Source organism: Thalassolituus sp. ST750PaO-4, from assembly GCF_020320405.1.
Lineage (GTDB): Bacteria > Pseudomonadota > Gammaproteobacteria > Pseudomonadales > Oceanobacteraceae > Venatoribacter > Venatoribacter alkanivorans.
On record NZ_JABVCB010000007.1, the window covers coordinates 123,523 to 148,573 of the forward strand.

The 25,051-nt window shown below is 53.3% G+C and carries 21 protein-coding genes; 10 read left to right on the forward strand and 11 right to left on the reverse strand.

Going from position 1 to position 25,051, the window contains the following annotated elements; genetic code table 11:
* Positions 1-65: 65 nt before the first annotated feature.
* From HUF18_RS06430 to HUF18_RS06440, 3 genes are all read right to left on the reverse strand, one after another.
* Positions 66-512: a GNAT family N-acetyltransferase gene (locus HUF18_RS06430; protein ID WP_145469214.1), complete on the reverse strand. Its 447-nt coding sequence runs from the start codon at positions 510-512 to the stop codon at positions 66-68.
* Between the two features lie 70 nt (positions 513-582).
* The gene (locus HUF18_RS06435) at positions 583-978 is read right to left on the reverse strand and encodes a GFA family protein (RefSeq protein WP_145469215.1); all 396 of its coding nucleotides are present in this window, start codon (positions 976-978) and stop codon (positions 583-585) included.
* Positions 979-1,053: 75 nt separating this feature from the next.
* A complete protein-coding gene (locus tag HUF18_RS06440; RefSeq protein WP_225691563.1) occupies positions 1,054-1,350 on the reverse strand; it encodes a YceK/YidQ family lipoprotein in 297 nt (98 codons plus the stop codon).
* Positions 1,351-1,598: 248 nt separating this feature from the next.
* Here HUF18_RS06440 and HUF18_RS06445 point away from each other — a divergent pair, with 248 nt between their 5' ends.
* The gene (locus HUF18_RS06445; RefSeq protein WP_225691564.1) at positions 1,599-2,450 is read left to right on the forward strand and encodes an ATP-grasp domain-containing protein; all 852 of its coding nucleotides are present in this window, start codon (positions 1,599-1,601) and stop codon (positions 2,448-2,450) included.
* A 101-nt stretch (positions 2,451-2,551) separates the two neighbouring features.
* Entirely contained in the window at positions 2,552-6,046 is a 3,495-nt protein-coding gene (dnaE, locus tag HUF18_RS06450; RefSeq protein WP_145469218.1) for a DNA polymerase III subunit alpha, read from the forward strand.
* 67 nt (positions 6,047-6,113) lie between these two features.
* Here the strand turns inward: dnaE and HUF18_RS06455 are convergent, their stop codons facing one another.
* Positions 6,114-6,878: an EAL domain-containing protein gene (locus tag HUF18_RS06455; RefSeq protein ID WP_225691565.1), complete on the reverse strand. Its 765-nt coding sequence runs from the start codon at positions 6,876-6,878 to the stop codon at positions 6,114-6,116.
* Positions 6,879-7,007: 129 nt separating this feature from the next.
* Here HUF18_RS06455 and tilS point away from each other — a divergent pair, with 129 nt between their 5' ends.
* From tilS to HUF18_RS06470, 3 genes are all read left to right on the forward strand, one after another.
* Complete coding sequence (tilS, locus tag HUF18_RS06460) at positions 7,008-8,378, forward strand: tRNA lysidine(34) synthetase TilS (protein WP_225691566.1); 1,371 nt, start codon at positions 7,008-7,010, stop codon at positions 8,376-8,378.
* A gap of 201 nt (positions 8,379-8,579) precedes the next feature.
* Positions 8,580-9,020, forward strand: a complete 441-nt coding sequence (locus HUF18_RS06465; RefSeq protein ID WP_225691567.1) for a hypothetical protein — start codon at positions 8,580-8,582, stop codon at positions 9,018-9,020.
* Positions 9,021-9,164: 144 nt separating this feature from the next.
* Positions 9,165-9,899 (forward strand): glutathione S-transferase family protein, encoded by a 735-nt coding sequence (locus HUF18_RS06470; protein ID WP_145469222.1) that lies wholly within the window; start codon positions 9,165-9,167, stop codon positions 9,897-9,899.
* Between the two features lie 76 nt (positions 9,900-9,975).
* On the opposite strand, the gene nhaD is transcribed toward HUF18_RS06470, so the two are convergent.
* The 6 genes from nhaD to HUF18_RS06500 all read right to left on the reverse strand — a co-directional run bounded on the left by nhaD (position 9,976) and on the right by HUF18_RS06500 (position 15,565).
* Positions 9,976-11,229 (reverse strand): sodium:proton antiporter NhaD, encoded by a 1,254-nt coding sequence (gene nhaD, locus HUF18_RS06475; RefSeq protein WP_225691568.1) that lies wholly within the window; start codon positions 11,227-11,229, stop codon positions 9,976-9,978.
* A 237-nt stretch (positions 11,230-11,466) separates the two neighbouring features.
* Complete coding sequence (locus HUF18_RS06480; RefSeq protein ID WP_145469224.1) at positions 11,467-12,114, reverse strand: cyclic nucleotide-binding domain-containing protein; 648 nt, start codon at positions 12,112-12,114, stop codon at positions 11,467-11,469.
* A gap of 111 nt (positions 12,115-12,225) precedes the next feature.
* Complete coding sequence (map, locus tag HUF18_RS06485; protein WP_225691569.1) at positions 12,226-13,005, reverse strand: type I methionyl aminopeptidase; 780 nt, start codon at positions 13,003-13,005, stop codon at positions 12,226-12,228.
* The gene (locus HUF18_RS06490) at positions 12,995-13,207 is read right to left on the reverse strand and encodes a ParD-like family protein (RefSeq protein WP_145469226.1); all 213 of its coding nucleotides are present in this window, start codon (positions 13,205-13,207) and stop codon (positions 12,995-12,997) included. The genes map and HUF18_RS06490 overlap by 11 nt, the downstream gene beginning before the upstream one ends.
* A 176-nt stretch (positions 13,208-13,383) precedes the next feature.
* Positions 13,384-14,670 carry an HlyC/CorC family transporter gene (locus HUF18_RS06495; protein ID WP_145469227.1) on the reverse strand — a complete coding sequence of 429 codons (1,287 nt, stop codon included), beginning with the start codon at positions 14,668-14,670 and terminating at the stop codon, positions 13,384-13,386.
* A gap of 97 nt (positions 14,671-14,767) precedes the next feature.
* Complete coding sequence (locus HUF18_RS06500; RefSeq protein ID WP_225691570.1) at positions 14,768-15,565, reverse strand: cytochrome C assembly family protein; 798 nt, start codon at positions 15,563-15,565, stop codon at positions 14,768-14,770.
* Positions 15,566-15,736: 171 nt separating this feature from the next.
* Here HUF18_RS06500 and ffh point away from each other — a divergent pair, with 171 nt between their 5' ends.
* The 4 genes from ffh (at position 15,737) to HUF18_RS06520 (ending at position 21,885) form a co-directional block, all read left to right on the forward strand.
* Positions 15,737-17,143: a signal recognition particle protein gene (gene ffh / locus HUF18_RS06505; RefSeq protein WP_145469229.1), complete on the forward strand. Its 1,407-nt coding sequence runs from the start codon at positions 15,737-15,739 to the stop codon at positions 17,141-17,143.
* Between the two features lie 877 nt (positions 17,144-18,020).
* Positions 18,021-19,283, forward strand: a complete 1,263-nt coding sequence (locus tag HUF18_RS06510; RefSeq protein ID WP_225691571.1) for a hypothetical protein — start codon at positions 18,021-18,023, stop codon at positions 19,281-19,283.
* A gap of 339 nt (positions 19,284-19,622) precedes the next feature.
* On the forward strand, positions 19,623-20,930 hold the full coding sequence (locus tag HUF18_RS06515; RefSeq protein ID WP_225692011.1) for a Na+/H+ antiporter NhaC family protein: 1,308 nt from the start codon (positions 19,623-19,625) through the stop codon (positions 20,928-20,930).
* A gap of 25 nt (positions 20,931-20,955) precedes the next feature.
* Positions 20,956-21,885, forward strand: a complete 930-nt coding sequence (locus HUF18_RS06520; RefSeq protein ID WP_225691572.1) for a bestrophin family protein — start codon at positions 20,956-20,958, stop codon at positions 21,883-21,885.
* An 811-nt stretch (positions 21,886-22,696) separates the two neighbouring features.
* Here the strand turns inward: HUF18_RS06520 and HUF18_RS06525 are convergent.
* Entirely contained in the window at positions 22,697-24,292 is a 1,596-nt protein-coding gene (locus HUF18_RS06525; protein ID WP_145469235.1) for an ABC-F family ATPase, read from the reverse strand.
* Positions 24,293-24,472: 180 nt separating this feature from the next.
* Between HUF18_RS06525 and HUF18_RS06530 the strand changes: the two genes are divergently transcribed.
* A complete protein-coding gene (locus HUF18_RS06530) occupies positions 24,473-25,027 on the forward strand; it encodes a DUF924 family protein (protein WP_225691573.1) in 555 nt (184 codons plus the stop codon).
* Positions 25,028-25,051 lie beyond the last annotated feature (24 nt).

Here is a 25,051-nt window from a genome sequence, read left to right on the forward strand (position 1 = left end):
GGTTTTTGCCAAAAAAAGGAGCTTCGGCTCCTTTTTTATTGTGTGTATGTTATGGAAGTTTTTGGTCAGTCGCGTATCAGCGTCATGGGTATAAAGCGGATGCCATTGAATGCTGCTTCCTCGCCCGTCGCCTTAAAACCATAGCGGCGGTAGAAGCCGGCCGCATTCAGTGACGAGCGCAGGCTGATTTCTTTAGCGCTGGTGGATGCCAGTACGGCGTCCAGCAGTTGCTTTCCGAGCCCGCAGCCCTGAGTCTGTTTCGCCACGAACAGGTGGGTCAGATAATTGCCATCACGCAGGGCTGCAAAGCCAACCAGTTGATGAGCGTTCAGCGCCTTCAGTGTGACGAAACGGCTTTCATCCATGGTTGTTGCTATATCCGGCAGAACGCGCTGTTTATATTCACGCTGACCGTCGGCGCTGAATAAGGGCAGTACATCAATCTCGGAGATCGCTGAAATTAATGCCTGAATAGTTTCGGTATCGGCGCTTGTTGCTTTCTGAATATCCATTTTCTTTCTGCTGTGTGGTAACAGGGCGGCGCTTATCGTCACCCTGATGCCGGAGAATAACACGGCTTTTTCAGCTGTGCGGATGCTCCTGAAATTGTTTTGCTTCATCGCCTATCTTATACCAGTGCGGCTTTTCTTTAACGAACTCATGAAAGCTGTTACTGAGATTCAGTTCATCGTCAAAGCAGTTCGCAGATACCGGAAAGGTTTCGTTGTCGGAGGTTACCTCGCCCAGCGATGTACCGCATTTTGAGCAAAAGCAACGGTTGTACATATAGGGCGCTTCCGGTTTGTAGGTGCTGATTACATCAGCGCCGGAGGTCAGCTGAAAAGCATCGCGCTTAACAAATACCAGAGCACTGGCCCCGACTTTGCGGCAGCGGGTGCAGTGGCAGGTTCCCATCATGGTCGGTGGGCTGGACAGGGTGAATTTTACGGCTCCGCAGCAGCAGCTACCATGCAACATAATGTGATCCCTCGGTTATGAATAAGGCTTGTACTGTATTTATATACAGTCCTTATTGCAAGGGGCAGGGAGACTTTATTCAGCCTTGTCTGCCATGCTGCTGTTTTCCGGCTTCAGGGCATCGTAAGGCAGCAGGAGAGTATCAAGGGTTATATCAACCGGCAGAGCAATCAGGGTGAACAGCGGGCAAACAACAGACATCCAGCAAAACACCATTTCGCCGCTGGCTTCGCCTGTATGGCCGTCCAGGCCAAGCAACAGCAGACTTCCCTGAGTACCCGGATAGTAGCGGGCATCAACCGGGCTGCTGTCCGAGCGGGCAATGAGTGTGCCGCAACCATTTAACAACGCCAGGCTGATAAGCATCACCATGGTCAGGATTCTGCTTCGCAGGCCGCAGCCCTTAGTGGCGAACCGGTGCATTACATGTGTATCCCTGCAGTTTTCGGAAGGCTGATCATAGAGTGCTTTGTTGTTCAGAGCGAATTCCGCGCGGGGGCAGAATAAATGGCCGAGTAAAAGCTTTATCGTCAGCAGCAAAAAATTTCGCTGAGCCGGAATCCGGCCATTGCTAATATCGCTGCCCCTTTACTCAGGCTCCGACTGCGCCAGTGTGATCCATGCAGCTGATCTCTTTTGATCCTTACCGCACCCTTCATTTTGCCCAAACCCAGTATCTGAAACCGGAACTGATGAATCATCATCTCGATCTGCTGATCGCGGCTGATGGCATTCTGTTTCCGCAATACTGGCAGGTGAACGCGCTGCTGTATGGCTTAAAAAAGCGCATATTTCCCAGTCCGGCGAGTTACTACATCGGCCATGATAAGGTCGAAATGACACGCTGCTTTCAGACCATCGCGCCGCAGCATGTGCCCTGGACCCTGATCGAAGCCAATACCCCGGCCAATGCCGAACGGGTACGGGATACCTTACCTTTGCCTTTCGTCGCCAAAATTCCCAAAAGCAGTATGGGAGATGGTGTATTCCTGATTGAAACCCAGGCCGACTGGAACCGCTATCTGGCACTGTCACCGGTAATTTATGCGCAGGAATATCTGCCCATTGACCGCGACCTGCGCATCGTCTGGGTGGGCGATCGCATTATTGGCGGTTACTGGCGGATTCAGGCCGATCGTGGTTTTTATAACAATGTCGCCAAGGGCGGCCAGATCGAAGCCGGTATTCTGCCGCCGGAAGCCTGTGCGCTGGTTGAGAAGCTGGCTCTGGGGCTTGGCATTGACCACGGCGGGTTCGATATTGCCATGGTCGGCCATTATCCCTATGTGTTCGAATTCAACCGCCTGTTTGGTAATCAGGGCCTCAGCGGCCTGCAGGGCAGGATTGATGACGCTATCCACGACTATCTGGGGCGCATCTGGCACGACGGCGAGCCGGACTCTCCTGACCCTTTCAAAAACCCGGATCAGCCTCCCGGCATGGGCGGGCCGGACTTACCTCAGGTGGTGTAAGCCGCAGCTCTATGGAGCTGTGCTGAATCCGGCGCACAACTGAATCCAATGGGCGCAAAATCCGTTACAATGCTCCCTTTTGCTGGTCAGGGCGTCCGTTCATGTCACAGGGCTTTGTACACCTCCGGGTTCACTCCGAATTTTCGCTGTACGACAGCACCATCCGCGTTAAAAAGCTGATCGGTAAAGTCGCGGAGCTGGGTATGCCGGCGGTCGCGCTGACCGATCAGGCGAACATGTACGCCCTGGTTAAGTTCTATAAAAGTGCCATGGACGCCGGGGTTAAGCCGGTACTGGGCGCTGACCTGTGGCTGGAAAACCCGGATGACAACACCCAGCCGTTCCGCATCACCGCACTCTGTCTGAACCCCGATGGTTATCTGGGGCTGCGCGAACTGATCTCCCGTGCTTACGCCAAAAACCAGCATTACGATAAAGCCATTGTTAAAAAAGAGTGGCTGTTCGAGAAAAATGCCGGACTGATTATTCTATCCGGCGGGCGCGACGGTGATGTCGGCCAGCGGGTTATTAAAGGCAAAGTTTCTGACGCCGAAATTCTGGTGCGCGAATATCTGCAGCACTTTCCCGACCGTTTTTATTTTGAATTACAGCGTACCGGCCGTCCCGGTGAAGAAGCGGTTATCCGCGCCGGTATCGCCATGTCAGCGCGCTGCGGTGTGCCTCTGGTTGCCACTAACGATGTACGCTTCTTAGCTGCCGAGGATTTTGAAGCGCACGAAACCCGTGTTGCGATCGGTCAGGGCTATGCGCTGGAAGATAAACGCCGGCCGCGCGAATATACCGAGCAGCAGTATTTCCGCAGTGCAGAAGAAATGGCGGAACTGTTTAACGATATTCCATCGGCCATCGACAATACCGTCGAAATTGCCAAACGCTGTACGGTGGAAGTGTTACTGGGTAAATATTTCCTGCCGGATTACCCGATTCCGGAGGGCATGAGCGAAGCAGACTTTTTCCGTAAGATTTCTCAGGTGGGTCTGGAAGAACGACTGGACGTGGTGCTGGCCGGTATTCCGAAAGACTCAGCGGAATATGCCGAGAAGCGTAAACCCTATGATGACCGTCTGAACTTTGAGCTGGATATTATTATTCAGATGGGGTTCCCCGGTTACTTCCTGATCGTAATGGACTTTATTCAGTGGGCGAAAGACCACGATATTCCGGTCGGTCCGGGCCGTGGTTCCGGTGCCGGCTCGCTGGTGGCTTATGCGCAGAAAATTACCGATCTTGATCCGCTTGAATACGATCTGCTGTTCGAACGATTTCTGAACCCGGAACGGGTATCCATGCCCGATTTCGATATCGACTTCTGTATGGAAAACCGTGAGCAGGTAATTGCTTACGTAGCCGACACCTATGGCCGTGAAGCGGTATCGCAGATTGTGACCTTCGGTACTATGGCGGCAAAAGCGGTGGTGCGCGATGTGGCGCGGGCACAGGGAAAATCCTTCGGTCTGGCCGATAAATTATCCAAATTAATTCCCGGCGATCCGGGCATGACGCTGGAAAAAGCGCTGGCGTCTGAAGCCCTGTTAAAAGAATTCCTCGACGAAGACGAAGAAGCCCAGGAAATCTGGGAAATGGCGCTGAAGCTCGAAGGTATTGCCCGTCAGACCGGTAAGCACGCCGGTGGTGTGGTGATTGCGCCAACCAAATTAACCGATTTTTCGGCCACCGCCTGTGAACCTGACGGTACCGGTCTGGTGACGCAATTCGATAAAAACGATGTGGAAGAAGCCGGCCTGGTGAAGTTCGACTTCCTCGGTCTGCGCACCCTGACCATTATCGACTGGGCGCTGAAAACTATTAACAGCAAGCGCGCCAAAGAAAATCTGCCACCGGTCGACATCAGTCAGATTCCGCTCGACGATGAGCCGTCGTATAAATTATTAAAAGCCGCCCAGACCACCGCGGTATTCCAGCTGGAATCACGCGGGATGAAAGATCTTATCCGCCGCCTGCAGCCGGATAATATCGAAGATATGATCGCACTGGTGGCCCTGTTTCGTCCGGGGCCGCTGGAGTCGGGCATGGTGGACGACTTTATTAACCGTAAACATGGCCGCGCCAAGGTGGCCTATCCGCATCCTGATTTTGAACACGAAAGCCTGAAAGAAACGCTGGAACCGACCTACGGCGTTATCGTTTATCAGGAACAGGTTATGCAGATCGCCCAGATTCTGGCCGGTTATACCCTCGGCGGCGCGGATATGCTGCGTCGGGCGATGGGTAAGAAAAAGCCGGAAGAAATGGCCAAGCAGCGCGACACCTTCCGTGACGGCGCGGCTTCGCAGGGCGTTGATCCTGATCTGGCGATGAAGATTTTCGATCTGGTGGAAAAATTCGCCGGTTACGGTTTTAACAAATCGCACTCCGCGGCTTATGCGGTGGTGTCCTACCAGACACTGTGGTTAAAGCAGCATTACCCGGCGCCGTTTATGGCCGCGGTTCTGACCTCCGATATGCAGAATACCGATAAGGTTGTGACCTTTATCGAAGAATGCCGTGAGATGGAACTGGAGCTGGTACTGCCGGATGTTAACCAGAGCCAGTTTGGTTTTACCGTAAATGATGATGGTGCCATCGTTTATGGTCTGGGCGCGGTAAAAGGCGTGGGTGAAGGCCCGATAGCGGCCATTATTGCTGCCCGCAGCGAAGGCCCTTTTAAAGATTTATTCGATTTCTGCCAGCGTGTCGACGGCAAAAAAATTAATAAGCGTGTGCTGGAAGCTCTGGTGCGCTGCGGTGCCTTTGACCGTCTGGAAAGTACAGCGCCACGTTCTGTATTAATGGCCAGCCTGGAAGATGCGATTAAGAGTGCAGGCCAGACAGCCGCTAACGAAGCGGCCGGTATGATGGATTTATTCGGTGAAGTGCAGGAGGAAGAAGCCGTTGGTGCCGACCCTTACGAACGTTACCGCCATCTGCGCGACTGGTCTTTGAAAGAACGTTTGCAGGGCGAAAAAGATACCTTGGGTTTATTTGTTACCGGCCACCCGTTCGATGAATACGAGCACGAAGTACGCAAGCTGGTGCCGAATAAATTGTCGCATTTACAGGAAGCCAAGGCGCCGCAAAAACTGGCGGGGCTGGTGGTGGATATGCGCGTGATGAAAAATAAACGCGGCGACAATATGTGCTTTGTGACCCTCGATGACCGTACCGGCCGGGTTGAAGTAGCGCTGTTCTCGGATATTTATGAACAGGTGCGCGAAGTCGTGGCGAAAGACCGTGTGCTGGTGGTCGAAGCACTGGTTTCCCACGATGATTATTCCGGCGGATTAAAAGCCACCGGGCGGGCGGCCATGGAAATCAGTCAGGCGCGTCTGACCTTTGCCAAAGCGCTGCGTATCCGTGTCGATGGTGAACGTTCGGAAGATGAATTCTGCAATGATTTAAAACGCCTGCTGCAGCGTATGGATAACGGCTGCCCGGTGGTGCTGGATTTCTATAACTCGGTTGCGCGCTGTGATATTCAGCTGGGTGACAGCTGGCGCATTAATCCCAGCGATGAGCAACTGCAGGAACTGCGTTATGCCTATGGCGATGATGCGGTGGAATTATTATTTGCATAAGCTTGTGGGGGCGACAACGTGGGTGTGAAAAATACCGCTGTTGCCCCGATAACCAATATGCGGCTGGCTAAACGGGAAAACTGACCTCAGGCAGGGTTTCAAAGCCGGGGCTGGCAAACAGGTAGCCCTGCATCAGTTCAATACCGGCATCCCGCAGCCAGTCATATTCTTCAGCGGTTTCAATTCCTTCTGCTAATGCGGTGATATTCAGCTCGCTGAACATCGCCAGACAGTTACGTACGATCGTTTGTCGTGCGCTGCTCCGATGAATATTACGGATTAATTCCATATCCAGTTTTATGATATCGGTCTGAAAGTCTGCCAGCAGATTCAGCCCGGAATAACCGGAACCAAAGTCGTCTGTCGCGGTTTTGAAACCCAGATCATGGTAATATTCAACAATGCGTTTTATATGACCGCTGTCTGAGATTTTTTCGACTTCGGTGAATTCGAACATGATTTTATCGGTGGGAAAGCCATATTTCCGGGCGGCTTCCAGAGTGGTGCGGATACAGCGTTCGGGCTGATAAATCGCATTGGGTAAAAAATTGATGCTCAGCATGGAATCAATACCCAGCCTGGCCGCCAGTGCGATGGCCTTGATGCGGCAGAACTGATCAAAGGTATAACGGTTATCGTCATTAACGCGGGAAATGACTGAGTACGCTGATTCATTATTCAGCCCGCGCACCAGCGCCTCATAACCAAAAATGCGCTGTGTCGTACAATTCACAATGGGCTGAAAAGCCATAGTGAAATCAAAACCCAGATTGGCGGCATCAGCGCATTGATTGCAAAGTAATCGTTCACAATCGGCGTTTTTATCTGCCATTACTCTTTCCTGTGTTCAGCATCGTCCGCTAAGCCTAGTCAGTGGATGACATTGCCGCAATGCATAACCCGCTGGTCTTGGCTGCGCAGGCTGCCTACAATCCCTGCTTTATTCTTCTGAAACAGCGCTATGTCCGAAGCTTTGCTGAACACCCTGAATCAGGCACTGGCATCATTGTCCGCAAGTCAGGGACGACTGCTGGTTGGCTACAGTGGCGGGCTGGATTCCACAGTGTTGCTGCATCTGCTGGCACAGAACGCTGCGCTTAAAGACCGTTTGCTGGCGCTGCACGTACACCATGGTTTATCGGCTAATGCTGATGCCTGGGCGGCTCACTGTGGGCAGCAGTGCGCGCAATTACAGGTTCCTTTTGTCTGCGAGCGGGTGGTGGTCAGCAACCATGGCGCCGGTATTGAGCAGGCGGCCCGGGAGGCCCGTTATCAGGCCTTCGCCCGCCACTGTCAGCCTGGCGATACGCTGCTGCTGGCTCATCATGCTGATGATCAGGCAGAAACCTTTTTTATGCGTTTACTGCGCGGCAGTGGCCTGACCGGTCTGGCGGCAATGGCTGCCGTGCGTGAGCTGCAGCCGGGGTCTGGCATCTGGCTGTTAAGGCCTTTATTAAACATCCACCGCGCACAGCTGGAAGACTATGCCGCAGCACAGCAGCTGAGCTGGGTTGAAGATGAATCCAACGGTGATGAGAGGTTTGAACGCAACTGGTGGCGACAAACGCTGCTGCCGCAGATATTTGCCCGTTTGCCGGGCAAAGACGCCGCACTGCAGCGCTCTATTGCGCAGCTGCAACAGGATCAGCAGTTGTTAGAGGAATTATTGCAGCCAGTGGTAGAGGCCTGCCTGTGTTCCTGCCACTGGCCTTTTGCTGCAGCCTATACCTGTTCGGTTACGGCTTTACTGGCCGCCCCGGCGCATCACCGGCCTTATCTGTTGCGCGGCTGGCTGGCACGCTGTGGTCTGAATGGCGGTATGCCGGGCGCTGAATTTCTGCAACGGGTCGAACAGGAGGTAATTGCCGCCGCTCCCGACCGTCAGCCGCGGCTGCAGCTCGGAGATTTAACCATCCGCCGTTATCAGCAGCAGTTGTATCTGGTGGCTGAAATACCACCGTTCAGTGCTGATCCCCGTGACGTGGTTATTGCGGACGACTGCCACATTCCATGGTACGGAGGTGCGCTTGTCACTGCACCTGCGGCAGAGAGCAGGCATGACGTGCTTGTGCAGCCTGGGAACTACCACTTAGTGCCGGCAGGGACCTGTCAGGGCATGACGCTGAAAATAGCCGGCAGGCCACGTAAAACACTGAAACATCTCTGGCAGGAGGCCGGCGTTCCTCCCTGGTTGCGGGAATGCTGGCCAGCCCTGCTGCGCGATGGTGAACTTTGTGCTCTGACCGGGCTGTATGTAGCTGAATCGGCACAGCCGCCTGCTGAGCGACGTGAGGAAGAGGGCAGGTTTCTGCGCTGGCAGGGAATCTTTTAGGCTTTGAAGGATCTTAAAAGGTCAGCTGTGCGCTTTGCAAATGGCTTATCCGGCGCTGTTCTTCAGCGTTATTAGAGGCTATTTTGCGCACCAGCCGAGCGTTATCCGGAATCGCCTGTGGTTTACTGACACTCAGCCTGTTGTGTGTGCTTGCTTTTGGGCGGTTTTGAAATTTATCTGCGGGAGCAGCTTTTAGTCTTTATGCGTTATCCGATCGTATTTGCAACACTGGCCGCCACTTTGGTACTGGTCACTCTGAATGAAACTGACAACCGTATTCTGCGTGGCAGCAGAACCCCGGCACAATTGTTTAATCAGGGGGACGCTTCCGTTCAGGTCGAAGTAAATACTCCGCAGGCACCGGCAGAGAAGGCCGTCGTTTCTGACGGTTATGACAACAACATGGGTGAAAAAACAAAAGAACCTGTGCGGCTTAATCTCAAATTGCCGGATATGGAATGGGATGATTACAGTTACGGTAACAGTGATGCTTTTCCGAATGTATTTGGCAAGCAACCAAGCGAATCTGCCGTGCACTGGTCCGGTCGTCTGCATCTGGATGAGTCGGAAGAGGCAAAAGCCAAACCGCTGAATGAAACCATCCTCGGCGCAGAACTGGAACTGCAGCTTAAGCTGCCCTGACAGCGCTGCCGTGTTTTGTCTGCTTCCCTTCCTGAATCATTATAGTCATAAAACAGTTCTTCAGTACCAAAAATAGCCGGCTGCTTTTTTAAAGTCGTCAGGCCTGTTAAAGTCCGCCCATAAAAAATATAAAGAGGTTTTGTGATGCGTATTACGCTGTATCAATTCCCGATTTCTCACTACTGCGAAAAAATCCGCTGGGCACTGGACTATAAAGGTATCCGCTATAAAACGGTTAATCTTGTCCCGGGCCGTCATATTGCGTTGATGCAAAAACTCAGTGGCCAGACGTCGGTGCCTGTGTTGAAACACGGCAGACAGGTTGTGCATGGTTCATCAGCGATTCTGGATTATCTTGATCAGGTTTTCCCGCAAAAACCACTGCTGCCAAAAAATCCGGAACTGCGTGCTCAGGTACTGGAGTGGGAGCGTCGTCTGGATGCCGAAGCCGGGCCGGATGTCCGTCTCTGGAGTTACCATCATTTATTGCAACAACCAGCTCAGGTCATTCCTTTGCTGGGGGCACGTAAACCGTTCTTTTATCGTTGGTTATTGCGTTCAATTTTTCCTAAGCTGGAAAACGGAATGCGTCGCTGGATGAAAATCACACCGGATAATGCCGCTAAAGCGCAGCTGCGTATGGAAAGTGTATTAACCGATTTACGCCTGGCCTACAGCCAGTCGCATTTTCTGGTTGGCGAACATTTCACCCGTGCCGATCTTACGGCCTGTGCGTTATTTGCACCGCTATTTCAGCCGTTTCAGTATCCGGTGCCCTGGCCGGGGGTGGAGTATGCACCAGCGACGATGCGTGAATGGATTGAGCAACATCAGGATATTATTGAGCCGCTGCGGCTGCGTTATGCTCAATATCGCTGATGTCTGACAGTAAACCGATTAAATAAAAAATGCCCGGTAAATACCGGGCATTTTTTATACAGTCTGTAATGGCTGTTTAAAGTACATAGTGGCCAAGCAGCAGCACACTGCTATAGCCGACGCTGTAGGCGATAATCAGAGCAATAAAAAACTTCAGGTAGCTGCCAAAAGTCAGCTCATCAATTTTGCTCATGGCCACAATGCCAGCGGCAGAACCGATAATCAGCAACGAACCGCCTACGCCGACGGCATAGGTCAGTGCCATCCATTCCTGCAGCGTCATCGTTACATCGGCTTTCAGCAGAGCGGCCGTCAGCGGAACGTTATCAATCACGGCAGACAGCAGTCCCATCAGATAATTGGCGGCCCAGGCTGGCATATGCTGGTACAGCGCCACAAAGCTGTCGAGCGCATGGATTTCTTTCAGTGAGCCGACAATCAACAGGATACCGAGGAAGAACAGCAAAGTGTCGAACTCGATCTGGCGGATATAGTTAAGGATCGGATGGTTTTCAGTATCTTCGCCGTAAGCCCGGGCTACCAGAAACATTACCGACAGCCCAGTCAGGAAGCTCAGTACAGGCGGAATATCAAACATGACATTGCCGGCAATCGTGGCAAGAATAGTCAGAATAAAAATAGCGGCGATGGCCAGATCGACCCGCGCCAGATCGTTTTCTTTATGCTGAATAATGGCATGATCACGCAGCGACCAGGACAGCATGGCGGCGAGTAACAGTACTGCGGTCAGGGCTGGCAGTGATAACAAAAGCAGATTGGTAATGCTGACTTTACCGGCGAGGAAAATCATCAGCGTGGTAACGTCACCGGTGATCATGGCAACACCACCAGAGTTCACTGCAAACACCACCACGGTGGCAAAGCGCAGGGTTTTAGCGGCGGATAAATTCAGCGATAAAATCAATGCAACAGAAATTAACGTCGCCGTAATGTTGTCGGCCAGCGACGAAAATACAAAGCTGAACAGACCAGCCATAATCAGCAGTTTGCGTTCGGATACCTGCCTGGGCAGGAAACGATAAATCAGACTTTCAATCAGCCCTTTTTTGTTGAGGTAGGCAACAAAGGTCATAGCGGCCAGCAGGAACAGCCAGAGGCTGGCAATTTCTCCGATATTTTCCTGCAATCCTTCCTGGACCAGCTCATGGGTGTGGGTGTCTGAGGAAAACGCAAACAGCAGAACCCAGGACAGTGCACCTAAAAACAGTACAACCTGAGCTTTGTTTACGTGGATAACTTCTTCAAGTACAACGGCGAGCAGACCAAGAAAGGCCAGTGCGATCAGCAGGTAGGGCAAAAAATCGGGCATCAGGTAACCTCGTTGTCGCCCGGACGGAGTGTCCGGAAGGGAAAGACATGGGTCATAAAGCGCAGGCATTGTAGGACTGTAAAAGAACGCTGCAAAGTGCTTTTTTACCGCAGGGTTAAGACCTTAGCCGGGCATTGCCGGTGGTGTCCGGTCAGACTCTGGTGCAGCCACGGATCAGACTGTTGCGGGCAGGAAATCTGTGCACTACCAGAAATTAATGAGTACCACCGCTGGGTATCAGTACTCCTTCCATTCTCCGCCGTCATTCATTGCATCGTTCCATTCGCACAGCAGTTCGGACAGGGCATGCGCCTGGTGATGAAGGGCGTGCAATTCTTCCAGGGTGTTTTTTTCGCCGGTATAGAGGGGCAGTGTGCGTACTTTGCCGACCAGCGGGTGATCGGGCAGCTGCATTTTATTGCGCTCCAGATTCCAGCGGATATTGTTGGTCAGCATGCGGAAGAAACTGATTTTGGTGCGCAGCGTAAACAGGGTGAAATCATCAAGGTCGCTGAAGTGCTGGTAGTCAATACCGGCCAGTAAGGCAGTACGGCCATTCACTTTAATCGAGGCTGAACGTTTGAAGTTCAGCACCATGGCCATCACGCCGAACATTTCGCCGGCATTGATTTCGTTGATCACTTCACCGCTGTCATCATCGGCTAACACTGCAAGCTGACCCTTCAGCAAAAAATACAGCACGTTGGCGTCATCGCCGTGGTGCAGGATGATTTCGTCCTGATCGGCGGTCACAAACTGAGTAACACTCATCAGTAATTCAAACTGAGTCGGGTCGCTGTGAATCAGGTCCTTGAAGAAGGTGACGCCATTGACAATACGTTGCAGGGTGTCAATGGGATACTCTTCACGGGTGATACGACGCATGTTTGCTCCAAAAACTGGCAAGGATGTCAGTGGCGCAATATAGCATGCCCGCCGGGTGAATAAAGGGCAAAACCATGGGTTGGCATGATCAGGGTCAGTTCGCAGCGATGGTTAAATCGCTGCGGTTTTTTCTTCATCGCGCAGAGTAAGTACTTCATAACCTGTCGCCGTAACAGCGATGGTGTGTTCCCACTGAGCCGACAGTTTTTTGTCGCGGGTAATGACCGTCCAGCCGTCTTTCATATGTTTTAAACGGTGATCGCCCTGATTGATCATGGGTTCGATGGTGAAGGTCATACCTTCTTCCAGCTTCATGCCACTGCCGGCTTTACCGTAGTGCAGTACCTGCGGTTCTTCGTGCATTTCGCGGCCAATACCGTGGCCGGTATATTCGCGTACCACGCTGAAGCCTGCGCGTTCGGCAACCTGTTGAATGGCCTGGCCGATGTCGCCCAGACGGGCGCCGGGACGTACCTGACGAATGCCGGCCCACATCGCCTGATAGGTGGTATCCACCAGACGCCGGGCCTGTGGGTTAATCTGGCCGACGCAGTACATTTTGCTGGAGTCGGCAATAAAGCCGTTTTTTTCCAGGGTGATATCGAGATTGACAATATCACCGTTGCGCAGCAGCTGGCTGGCTTTGGGCATGCCGTGGCAAACCACATGATTTACCGATGGATTCAGTACATAGGGAAAATCGTACTGCCCCTTGCTGGCCGGTCGCGCCTGCAGGTCGTTGACGATAAAGTCTTCGACCCGGTTGTTGATATCCATGGTGCTGATGCCGGCTTTGACGTAGTCATCAAGCATGGCAAACACCTGCGCCAGCAAGCGTCCTGATTCACGCATCAGTGCCAGCTCTTCCGCGGTTTTGATTTTAACCAGCATGTTGCAGTAACTCCTTCAGTGGCAGTTCTTTACTGCTCAGCAGCTTGCGTGTCAGCTGTGGGTAAGTGAGGTCAGGATAGAATTCGGCCAGCATGCCGATTTTGATCCAGAACTCAGCCTGGGCATTAATTGAGCGCGACATAGACGCGCTGGCGTCACGGATCTCTTCGTGCAGATCGTCAGAAATTTTAACAATACCCATCAGCAGGCTCCCGGTTGAATTACACGAAGTATATACGTTTCGTATATTTCGGGCAGCAATGAACATACTGCTTTTTTGCAACAGAGTGTTTGCACTGTGTGCAGGAGTATCTGGGAGGGGGGAATAACTGAAGTACGAAACAGGCTGACGTGCAGTCGTCAGCCTGCTGGCAAGCCTTAATCCGGCAGCTTGATCTTGCGGTCGGTGGTCATCTTGGCGGCGCGGATGGTGTTGTCTTTGATCTGCAGAATTTCTACGCGGTAATAACCAATGCGCAGGCAGACCGGCGCATCGGGAATATGCTCGAGAATTTCGACAATCAGGCCGCTGATGGTTTTCGGGCCATCGGTCGGCAGATCCCATTTCAGCGCTTTGTTCACATCGCGCACATAGGCAGCACCATCGACGATATAACTGCCGTCTTCCTGCGGATGTACGTCCGGAGAGGCGGCGGAGACCACGTCGGTGGTAAATTCGCCGACGATTTCCTCAAGAATATCTTCCAGTGTACAGATGCCCTGCACATCTCCGTATTCATCGACGACCAGAGCAATACGGCGCTTATTCTTCTGAAAGTTAAACAGCTGGGTATGCAGCGGTGTGCTTTCCGGAATGAAATAAGGCTCACGGCAGATTTTTTCCAGATCTTCTTTGAGGAATTCGCCGGAGGTTAAAAAGCGGCTGATATTACGGGTGTGCAGTATGCCAACCACATTGTTGATATCACCACGAAACACCGGCAAACGGGTGTGCTGGGTGGTGCGCAGTTGTTGCAGCACGGTGTCGAGGTCATCGTTGAGGTCGATGCCCACCAGTTCGGTACGCGGCACCATGATGTCGTTTACCGTCATCTTCTCCAGATCAAGAATACTGATCAGCATATGCTGGTGACGCTTGGGAATCATGGAGCCGGCTTCACGCACGATGGTGCGCAGTTCTTCGGTACTGAGGTTATCCGGCGTGGTGTTGTTGACGTCCACCCGAACCAGACGCAGCAGGGCGTTGGCAATGGTGTTTACAAACCAGACAAAAGGCTGCAGCAGCCACTGAATCGCCAGCAATGCGCGCGAGGCAGGAAAGGCAATTTTTTCCGGCGCGATGGCGGCGAGGGTTTTTGGCGTCAGCTCGGCAAAGATCAGCACCACCAGAGTAAACAGAATGGTGTTAACAAAGACGGCGAGATCGGGGTTATCCGGCCACAGGCGCTGGCTGATGATGGTTGCCAGAGCGGCGGCAGCAAAGTTGACCAGGTTATTACCGGTAAGGATGGTACCAATCAGACGATCGGGCTTTTCCAGCAGTTTGGTGGCACGCAATGCCCCCTTATGCTTACTTTTGGCCAGATGGCGTAACCGGTAACGGTTAAGCGACATCATGCCGGTTTCGGAACTTGAGAAAAATCCAGATAAGATGATTAACAGAACCAGTATGCCGAAGAGCACACTTAAGGGAACGTCACTCAAGACGGGATCCTTTTAACATTAAGATCCCGCCATCATAGGGGCGGATGTTGGGCTGTCAACTGCGCCAGCAGGCTTGCTGGCGCAGAAAGCGGCTGAATCAGCGCTGCAACACCATTTCCAGCACAAACTTGGTGCCGAAATACGACAGCACCAGAAAGCCTGTGCCAATCAGGGTCCAGCGGCTGGCAATCACGCCACGCCAGCCAAAACGGTAGCGGCCAACCAGTAAAATGGCGAACACGATCCAGCCGAGGCTGGCGAACACCACTTTATGCAGCAGATGCTGGGCTTTCAGATCGAACACATAAGGCCAGCCGATGGCAAAAGCGGCGGTCAGCAGGATCATGCCCAGCCAGACCATTTCGAACAGCAGTAAATCCATGGTTTGCAGTGGCGGCAGCGCCTGTACCAGTCCCCGTGTCTGGCGTTTTTTAAGTGCCAGATCCTGCAGATACAACAACACCGACTGTACTGCGGCGATGGTAAAGACGGAATAGGCCAGTATCGACAGCAGAATATGCCAGGCCAGGCCATAACTCAGATGCTCAAGTGGCATTTGCTGACCGGAAACCGCCGCCAGCAGCAGAATTACGGCGGCCATTGGCAGCAGGCCGATAAACAGGTTGTCGACCGGTTTCTTCCAGCCGGAGAACAGCAGCAGCAGGGTGATGACCCAGCAGATCAGTGAGCCGACTTCGAACATGGCGAAGTTGATGTGATCGCGTCCCAGCATCTCCATGCCGATATAGCCCAGGTGCAGCAGGGCGGCGATCATGGTGCTCATCAGCACCGGCATGCGGCTGGCGGTTTTCTGGCCGCTGACGGTCTGCCACTGGCGCCATGCGGCAAACAGATAAAACCCGGCGGCGGGCAGCGCCAATACTAATCCTGACATGAAAAATCCTCTTCAGAGGGCGGCAGTTTCGCACATGCCGCAAACGGGTAAAAGAGTACTGTGTCACCGTATCCGGCAGAATCCGTCGGTGCCGGCAGGTACGGAGTTTGGGGCCTGCGCTTTGCCGGGGTATACTGCCGGCTGTTTTGTATCTGGGTACGAGTCATCACGATGTTTGAGAGCCTTACCGACCGCCTGGGGAATGCCCTTAAAAGCATTACCGGCCAGGCCAAGCTGACGGAAGAAAATATTAAAAGCACCGTACGCGAAGTGCGTATGGCGCTGCTGGAAGCCGACGTAGCGCTGCCGGTGGTCAAAGCCTTTACCGAACAGGTAAAAGAGCGCGCCATCGGCACCGAAGTGCTTAAGAGCCTGAATCCGGGCCAGGTGTTCCTGAAAATTGTTCATGACGAATTACAGAAGGTCATGGGCGATGCCAACGAAAAGCTGAATCTGTCGGTTCAGCCGCCAGCAATCGTGCTGATGGCGGGTCTGCAGGGTGCCGGTAAAACCACTACCGTGGGCAAGCTGGCCAAATTTTTGGCTGAGCGCGAAAAGAAAAAGGTAATGGTGGTTTCGGCCGACGTTTACCGTCCGGCGGCGATCAAACAGCTGGAAACCCTGGCCAACGATGTAGGGGCGCTGTTCCACCCGTCGTCACCGGATCAGAAACCGCTGGATATTGCCCGTGGTGCTATCGATGCCGCAAAGCGTGCCCATGCCGATGTGCTGCTGGTGGATACCGCTGGTCGTCTCGCCGTTGACGAAGAGATGATGGCCGAAATCAAGGCGCTGCACGCCGGTATTAATCCGGTGGAGACCCTCTTTGTGGTTGACGCCATGACCGGTCAGGATGCTGCCAATACCGCCAAAGCCTTTAACGAAGCGCTGCCGTTAACCGGTGTGATTCTGACCAAGGCTGACGGTGATGCCCGTGGTGGTGCTGCGCTGTCGGTGCGTCATATTACCGGTAAGCCGATCAAGTTTATGGGTATGGGCGAGAAAACCGATGCACTGGAGCCTTTCCATCCGGATCGTGTGGCCTCCCGTATTCTCGACCTGGGTGACATCCTCACCCTGGTGGAAGAAGCCGAACGCACCATCGATAAACAGAAAGCCGAAAAACTGGCGAAAAAGATAAAAACCGGTAAAGGCTTTGATTTGGAAGATTTCCTCGACCAGATTCAGCAGATGAAAAACATGGGCGGCCTGACCTCCATGCTCGATAAATTACCGGGCATGGGCAATATGGGGCAGATGGCCAAGCAGACCGATGCGGCAGAAAAGTCCTTCAAACAGATGGAATCCATTATCTATTCCATGACCCGTGAAGAGCGCCGTTTTCCGGACAAAATCAACGGCTCGCGTAAAAAGCGTATTGCCGCCGGTTCCGGCACCCAGATTCAGGATGTTAACCGCGTACTGAAACAGCACTCACAGATGCAGAAAATGATGAAAAAAGTGACCGCCAAAGGTGGCATGCGCAAAATGATGCGTGCCATGGGCGGTATGGGTGGACCAGGCGGCCCGATGGGTGGCGGTGGTCCGTTCGGTGGTGGTATGCCGCCGATGCGTTGAGTGCCGGTAAGGTGCTGACAGGCCCGCTGCTACGTACTGCGTAGTCGTGCCTGCTGCCTGAGAGGATATAAGACGACTGCTCCGGCAGTCGTTTTTTTTGGGGGTGTTGGAAGGCGTTGACTCGCTACTACGCTCTGCGTAGTCGTGCCTGCCGCCTGAGAGGATATAAGACGGCTGCTTCGGCAGCCGTTTTTGTTGGTGTTGAAAGGCGTTGTGTTCAGAGTTGTAGCCGCTGCGCGGGCTGGCTTTTTGGTTAAATTGAAGCCAATGCGGGGCTGCCTGACCGCCATGGATGGCGGAAATGCCGATTGTACAGGAGCACGCAATCGGCCCTGCGCCGGGCCTCGTGCGCATGAATTCAGCCGCAACGCCGGATATAAACCAAACACCGAATTGTAGGAGCGGGCCATGCCCGCGATACCGCTCGATTAAGCAGGCCGCAGGCGCATGAATTCAGCCGCAATGCCGGATATAAACCAAACGCCGAATTGTGGGGGCGGATCTTATCCGCGACGAGCCCCACATTCACTCTGATATGTAGGGTGGGCACTGCCCACCAAATGGCCTGTGAAGAAAGCCGCTACTCAGCAATGAGTGGCGGCTTTTTTGCAGGTATCAGCGATTCGTCCACGAAGCCCCGTATATAAAGAATCGGTCGAACGATATACCGTATATTTCCGTGTTATACGCAAATCAGGCGCGCTGATTATTCGTACTTGCTCATATTGCCAGAGGCTAGTAATGGGTGGTATCGATCTGGGGAGAGTTGCAGTGCTATCCAGTGCATCAATCTTCTGTTTAACATGTATTGTTGGCGTAACCTAGAGCCCGTAAAGTGGTATTGACGGAACAAACAATGAGGAAGTAAGGGCTACTTATGAAAAACCTGCCTATAAACAAAATAGTTGTGTTCGTGTGTGTGGCGGCATTAGCTGCATGCGGTGGAGGGTCTGGTGGCGGCTCAGATGATGGTGACTCGCGTACGCCAACGGTACTGACTGGTGTTTTCCTGGATAGTCCTGTGGCTGGCATGACCTACAACACAGAGACTCAAACTGGCACCACCAATGCGGACGGTGAGTTTCGCTTCGTTGAGGGTGAAACCATCACGTTTAGCATTGGCCAAGTACAACTCCCTTCCGGTCCGGCGAGTAAAACGGTAACGCCAATCGATTTAGCAGCAGATGCAGCAACGCCCGAGCAGAAAGAGAATGAAGTAACAAACATGCTTCGTTTACTGCAAACCCTGGATGCAGACGGTAATCCAGAAAACGGCATTACCATTTCAGCAGACGCTACGGCTGCGGCTACTCAAGCGGTGGATTTTTCTGTGCCAACAGACGATTTTGCACAAAATGATGCGGTCGTGGCGTTGGTCACCGACGGTGGTCAGGCTGTTCCCGTTACAGGGCTGGTTTCGGTAGAGGCCGCGACCGAACATTTTGAAGATCAGTTGAGTAATGACCTGGCCGGCGCCTGGTTGCTCGGTAATCCCGACGATAACACGGATTATAACGTCGTATGGTATATGGAGGACGGTCGCTATTATGTCGGTCACACCAAAAATAGTGAGCCAATCAATCCCTACGCTGCAGAAGCAGATCAGATTACCTATCCCGTTTCTGGTGAATACGGAACCTACACCTGGGACCTGGCAGCAGGCAGTATAACGGTTACAACCATCGACGATAGCGATGGTGAAGGGGGAATAACGGGCGAAGCACCTAAAGTTAAAGAAGTCCCTCTGAAGCTAAATGGCGATAGCATCATTTTAACTGACGAAGACGAACGCTTCGAAGTTTCTAAAGTTAGGTCAGCGACCTCAGGGATCGTGGGCGGGTGGCTGCATGAGCCATCTGATGATCCAAATGACTATAACGTCATCGTGTTTACAGCAGATGGTCGCTATTTTAATGGCCATACCAAGCAATCCGGCTCTATTGTTGCCTCAGGTGAATATGGTACCTACAGCTGGAATGCATCAACGGGTGCATTCCAAGCGACGCTTATTAATGAAAGTGATGATGATGGCGGCATAACACAGGGGAACAATTCTATTACAGGCACGTTAACCATTTCGGCGGACGGTTTGACACTTTTTGACTCCGGTGAAGAACTGGCTAAGAGAGTGGGCAAATAGATACCGTATTAAATTGCGAAATCAATGATTGTGTTGATTTCGCAGCTAAAGCCGAATACAGCCTTCTGCATCTATTCACGCAACGGGGTCTGGCCAGTCGCGACCGTGGCGCTTACTGGTGACTCTGCAGGGCGTCTGAGCGCTGCTTATTTGCTCAGGCATCCGGAGCGAATCCGGTCAGTTATGCCCTCATAATTATTTGTTCTTAGGGATAGCGGGTGCTTCCTTTACAATGCCCGGCTTTCATCTGCTGGCAGGACTGCTCCCGTGAGTCTTAACACTTCTTCTGAACCTGGCGCTGTGGCGTCTTCTTCATCGGCCACTTCTTCAGCGGCTGCTGTGGCCCCATCTGCGCTGGCATTGTTGCCTATTGGTTTGTTTCTGGCGCTGTTTATTGGTGGCGGTCTGTATTACCAGCAGGCCGGGGTGGACTTCGCCTTTTATCAGGTGCCGGCCCCGGTGGCGATTCTGCCGGCCATTCTGCTGGCACTGTTGCTGGCCCGTGGCACGCTGAACCAGCGCGTCGATGCCCTGATTCGCGGCTGTGCCGATAACACCCTGATTACCATGGTGCTGATTTTCCTGCTGGCCGGTGGTTTTGCCAGTGTGGCCAAGGCCATTGGCGGTGTGGATGCGACGGTGAATTTTGGTCTCAGCCTGATTCCGGCGCCACTGGTGTTGCCCGGTCTGTTTGTGATGACCGCTTTTATCGCCACTTCCATGGGTACCTCTATGGGTACCATTGCAGCCATTGCCCCCATTGCGGTGGGCATCAGCGAGGCCACGGAATTATCGACGGTACTGACCATCGGTACGGTGATGGGCGGTGCGATGTTTGGCGATAACCTGTCGATTATTTCCGATACCACCATTGCCGCAACCCGCACCCAGGGTTGTGAAATGCGCGATAAATTCCGCATGAATTTCAAGATTGCCTTACCGGCGGCGATCATCACCCTGTTATGGCTGGCTTATCAGGGCGCGGCCAGCGAGGCGCAGCAGGTGAGGGGTTATGACCTCTGGCTGGTGCTGCCTTATATCGCCGTGCTGGGGTTAGCGCTCAGCGGTCTGAATGTTTTACTGGTGCTGTTCGCCGGTATTGTTCTGGCCGGTGTGATCGGCCTGGTCCGGGTAGAGGATTATCATCTGGCGAACTGGGCGAAGGATATTTACGCCGGTTACGGCAGCATGCAGGAAATTATGATTCTGTCGATTTTTATCGGTGGCCTGGCGGCACTGATGAAAGCCGGTGGCGGCCTTGCCTGGATCGGTGCTTTTATTGATCGCCTGAGCCGTAAAGGCAGTGCTCCGAAAGATCACCGCCGCGCCGGTGAATTCAGTATTATCTCGTCGGTGGCGCTGGCCAACCTCTGTACCGCCAACAATACAGTAGCCATTATTATTTCCGGCAGCCTGGCGAAAGATATTGCCGAGCGCTACGGCGTAGACCCCAAGCGCAGCGCCAGCCTGATGGATATTGCCTCCTGTGTGGTGCAGGGCATTATTCCTTACGGTGCGCAGATGCTGCTGGCCGCCTCGCTGGCGGCACTGTCACCGCTGCAGCTGGTCAGTGCCGTTACCTATTGCTGGGCGTTGGGCGCTGTTGCTCTGATCTCTGTTGTTATTGGTAAACCCGCAGGACGTTAAGTCCTGCCTTTAAAAAGGCTGTTTTATGATTGTCCGTCCACGTCCCAATGCCATTGCGCTGCTGTTTGTGATTCGTGGTTCGGTTGTGCCGCGTATTTTTCCGCACCTGCTGGCGGTTGGATTATTTGCCGCCGCGGTCAGTGCGCTGCATGAACTGCGCTGGCTGAGTGTTCCTGAGTTTTCTCTTGCGCCATTTACTCTGCTCGGTGTGGCGCTGTCGATTTTTCTCGGTTTCCGTAATAACGCCTCTTATGAGCGCTGGTGGGAAGCGCGCAAGCAGTGGGGCGCGATGGTGTACGAAATCCGCAGTCTGGCACGCTCCAGCGAGACGTTGCTGGATCTGCAGGCGGAACATTCGGCGGCCGGACAATTGCGCCACGATTTACTGCACTGGTGTGCTGCACATTGCCATGCGCTGCGCGGTTCATTGCGTAAGCAGGACAGCCGCAAAGAGCTGAAACCCTGGTTAAGTGATGAAGATATTGAGCGCGTATTCAGCCACCAGAATCCGGCGGAGTACTGCCTGCGCCGCGCTGGGCGGATTATTGGTGAACTGTACCGCCAGCAGCATATCGATGCGGTGGGTCTGCGGATTCTGGACGAGCATTTAACCCGCTTAGCTGCCGTGCAGGCCGCCAGTGAGCGCATTGCCACCACGCCGCTGCCGTTTGCCTACACGCTGCTGACCCACCGTACCGCTTACCTGTACTGTTATTTACTGCCCTTTGGTTTGGTGCCATCACTGGGATGGTATGCGGCGTTATTTACGGTGATTGTGGCGTACACGTTTTTTGGTCTGGATGTGCTGTCCGAAGAAATGGAAGAGCCTTTTGGCTGCGCCGCCAATGACCTGCCGCTGGATGCCCTGTGCCGGATTAACGAGATATCCATTGCTGAGTCGCTGGGTGAAACACCGCCACCATTACTGCAGCCGGTTAGGCATGTGTTGCAGTAATTAGGGCTGATCAATCACTGCTTCCCATAGTTTGGAGTGACATTAATCGATTACTCTATTTCAGTCTGAAACCCCTTTGCGGGGCAGGCCCCTGCGCCCCAATTTGTGGAGCCGGACCGCTTACGCATCTGACCGCCAGGGATGGCGGAAATGTCGGTTTGGCAGGAGCATTAACCGACCCTGCGGACAGACCAGACATATCAGCGGTTTCTGCGGCGGGCCCAGAGGCGCAGACAACCATCGCCGCGATGCTGTTTTTCATAGCAAACAATTGATCTGAAATTTCACACTTCAAAGTCAGTCATTTTGAAATACGGCTGAGCGGATTACTGTAACCGGCGATCGTGCGGCGCCAGACAACCAGATGATTCTGCGGCCTTCAGAGCAAAACCCTGCCCTGGAACGATACAACTTATTGGTATTTTAAAACGTCGTTCCGGGGCGAATTGTTTTGCGTGCCGCATAATCATTGCAGTTGGCTGGATGAAGCCGGACGCGCCGAAAAGAAAGGATCGGAAGGAGATACCTCTCCTTGCAGGGGGCCAGGGGCGTAGCCCCGGAAAGGCGGTTCAGATTGAAAAACAGTAGTCGATTTGCAGTTTGGAGTGACAGCTCCAAGCTGTTGGACAGTAGTGGGTAGCGGCTGATCAGCGGAGATTATTGAGAGGCTGTGAAAGGGAATTATTGAGGGGTGTCGGGAATAACTGCATCTGGCGGGAGCATTCAGGAAAGCACCAGAGCGGTTATTTCCTGAACGTCTGATGACGCTGCATCAGAACTGATGCAGCGTATCGCGTGGTAAAACCGGCGCTTATTCCACGCCCTGAGACTTCAGGTACTCATCATAAGTACCGTGGAAGTCGACGATCTCGTGATCGCGGATTTCGATAATACGGGTCGCCAGCGAGGATACGAACTCACGGTCGTGGGACACGAAAATCAGCGTACCTTCGAACATTTCCAGCGCCGCATTCAGCGACTCGATGGATTCCATATCCATGTGGTTGGTCGGTTCGTCCATAATCAGCACGTTGTGGTTGTGCATCATCAGCTTACCGAACAGCAGACGGCCTTTTTCACCACCGGAGCAGACTTTCACTGATTTCTTGATGTCGTCCTGGTTAAACAGCAGACGACCCAGAGTTGCACGTACCGCCTGATCATCGTGCTCGGTGGTCTTCCAGCGTTCCATCCAGGCAAACAGATCCATGTTTTCGGCGAATTCGTATTCGTGATCCTGAGCGTAGTAACCCAGGTTCGCGTTTTCCGCCCACTTAATCGTGCCGGACTTCGGTGTCAGGTCGCTCACCAGACACTTGAGGAAGGTGGTTTTACCCGCGCCGTTAGCACCGATAACCGCAATCTTCTCGCCGGCTTCAACCATCAGGTTGGTGTTTTTGAACAGCAGCTCATCGCCTTCATAACCGTGGCTCAGGCCTTCCACTTCCAGCGCCAGACGGTGCAGTTTCTTTTCCTGAGTAAAGCGGATAAACGGGTTCTGACGGGTAGACGGCTTGATATCGTCCAGCTTGATCTTGTCCATCTGCTTAGCACGGCTGGTGGCCTGCTTGGCTTTGGAGGCGTTGGCCGAGAAGCGCGATACGAACTGCTGCAGTTCAGCAATCTGGGCTTTCTTCTTGGCGTTTTCTGATTGCATGCGCTCGCGCGCGGCGGTGGAGGCAATCATAAAGTCATCGTAGGTACCCGGATAAATGCGGATATCGCCGTAGTCAATGTCGGCCATATGGGTACAGACGGAGTTCAGGAAGTGACGGTCGTGCGAGATGATGATGATGGTGCACTTCATGTCATTGAGGATACCTTCCAGCCAGCGGATGGTGTTGATATCCAGGTTGTTGGTCGGTTCGTCGAGCAGCAGGATGTCCGGGTTAGAGAACAGCGCCTGAGCCAGCAATACACGCAGCTTCCAGCCCGGAGCCACTTCGCTCATCGGACCTTCATGCAGTTCGGTTGCGATACCGGCGCCCAGCAGCAGCTCACCGGCACGGGATTCGGCGGTGTAGCCACCCATTTCAGCGAATTCACCTTCCAGCTCGGCGGCACGCATATAGTCGTCTTCGGTCGCTTCCAGGTTGGCGTAGATCGCATCACGCTCTTCCTTAACGGCCCACAGCTCTTTGTTACCCATCATCACGGTGTCGATAACGCGATACTGTTCAAAGGCGAACTGATCCTGGCTCAGCTTGCCCAGACGCTCGTTCGGCGTAATGCTGACATTACCGGCGGTCGGCTCCAGAGAACCGTCCAGAATTTTCATAAAGGTGGATTTACCGCAGCCGTTGGCGCCGATCAGGCCATAGCGATTACCGTCACCAAACTTGACGGAGATGTTTTCAAACAGAGGCTTGGCACCAAACTGCATGGTGATATTAGCGGTGGAGATCACGGGTCAATCCTGATAGAAGAAGGGTTTTACGAAAGGGCGCGACTATACGTGTTTTTCGTGCAAAAAACGAGCATCTGAGGCGTTTTTGCGCCGCATTGGGATGATTTCACCGTCTGGTTTGAGGCTGGGTGAAAGCCAGGGGAGAGTCCGCCAGCCGCCCGGACATTCAGGAGAAAAATCATGGATACAGACAATATCAATGAACAGACCGTACTGGACTTCTGGTTCAGCGAACTGAGCCCCAAACAGTGGTGGGTGAAAGACCCGCAGCTGGACCGGGAGATTGAGCGCCGCTTTGGCGCAGTGCATGCCGCGGCCTGTGCCGCTGAGCTGTATCACTGGCGTGTCAGTGCGCGCGGACGGCTGGCTGAAATCATTGTGCTCGACCAGTTTTCACGCAATATCTACCGCGACAGCGGGCGTGCCTTTGCCGCTGATCCGTTAGCACTGGTGCTGGCACAGGAAGCGGTGGCGGCAGATGCTGATGCGGGTCTGGCGGTGAGCGAATGCCTGTTTCTGTATATGCCTTATATGCACAGTGAATCGTTGCTGATTCATGATGAAGCGCTGCGTCTGTTTGCCCGTCCGGGGCTGGAAGATAACCTTAACTTTGAACACCGCCACCGCGATATTATTGAGCGCTTTGGCCGCTATCCGCACCGCAATGCCTTGCTGGGGCGCGAATCGACGGCAGAAGAACTGGCGTTTTTACAGCAGCCGGGGTCGTCATTTTAGGATTTGTTCAGAATACAGGTACAG

Excerpts from the sequence above, each read along its gene's own strand:
- HUF18_RS06430 (WP_145469214.1), bottom strand. The coding sequence starts at position 512 with ATGGATATTCAGAAAGCAACAAGCGCCGATACCGAAACTATTCAGGCA.
- HUF18_RS06435 (WP_145469215.1), bottom strand. The coding sequence starts at position 978 with ATGTTGCATGGTAGCTGCTGCTGCGGAGCCGTAAAATTCACCCTGTCC.
- HUF18_RS06440 (WP_225691563.1), bottom strand. The coding sequence starts at position 1,350 with ATGGTGATGCTTATCAGCCTGGCGTTGTTAAATGGTTGCGGCACACTC.
- HUF18_RS06445 (WP_225691564.1), top strand. The coding sequence starts at position 1,599 with ATGCAGCTGATCTCTTTTGATCCTTACCGCACCCTTCATTTTGCCCAA.
- dnaE (WP_145469218.1), top strand. The coding sequence starts at position 2,552 with ATGTCACAGGGCTTTGTACACCTCCGGGTTCACTCCGAATTTTCGCTG.
- HUF18_RS06455 (WP_225691565.1), bottom strand. The coding sequence starts at position 6,878 with ATGGCAGATAAAAACGCCGATTGTGAACGATTACTTTGCAATCAATGC.
- tilS (WP_225691566.1), top strand. The coding sequence starts at position 7,008 with ATGTCCGAAGCTTTGCTGAACACCCTGAATCAGGCACTGGCATCATTG.
- HUF18_RS06465 (WP_225691567.1), top strand. The coding sequence starts at position 8,580 with ATGCGTTATCCGATCGTATTTGCAACACTGGCCGCCACTTTGGTACTG.
- HUF18_RS06470 (WP_145469222.1), top strand. The coding sequence starts at position 9,165 with ATGCGTATTACGCTGTATCAATTCCCGATTTCTCACTACTGCGAAAAA.
- nhaD (WP_225691568.1), bottom strand. The coding sequence starts at position 11,229 with ATGCCCGATTTTTTGCCCTACCTGCTGATCGCACTGGCCTTTCTTGGT.
- HUF18_RS06480 (WP_145469224.1), bottom strand. The coding sequence starts at position 12,114 with ATGCGTCGTATCACCCGTGAAGAGTATCCCATTGACACCCTGCAACGT.
- map (WP_225691569.1), bottom strand. The coding sequence starts at position 13,005 with ATGCTGGTTAAAATCAAAACCGCGGAAGAGCTGGCACTGATGCGTGAA.
- HUF18_RS06490 (WP_145469226.1), bottom strand. The coding sequence starts at position 13,207 with ATGGGTATTGTTAAAATTTCTGACGATCTGCACGAAGAGATCCGTGAC.
- HUF18_RS06500 (WP_225691570.1), bottom strand. The coding sequence starts at position 15,565 with ATGTCAGGATTAGTATTGGCGCTGCCCGCCGCCGGGTTTTATCTGTTT.
- ffh (WP_145469229.1), top strand. The coding sequence starts at position 15,737 with ATGTTTGAGAGCCTTACCGACCGCCTGGGGAATGCCCTTAAAAGCATT.
- HUF18_RS06510 (WP_225691571.1), top strand. The coding sequence starts at position 18,021 with ATGAAAAACCTGCCTATAAACAAAATAGTTGTGTTCGTGTGTGTGGCG.
- HUF18_RS06520 (WP_225691572.1), top strand. The coding sequence starts at position 20,956 with ATGATTGTCCGTCCACGTCCCAATGCCATTGCGCTGCTGTTTGTGATT.
- HUF18_RS06530 (WP_225691573.1), top strand. The coding sequence starts at position 24,473 with ATGGATACAGACAATATCAATGAACAGACCGTACTGGACTTCTGGTTC.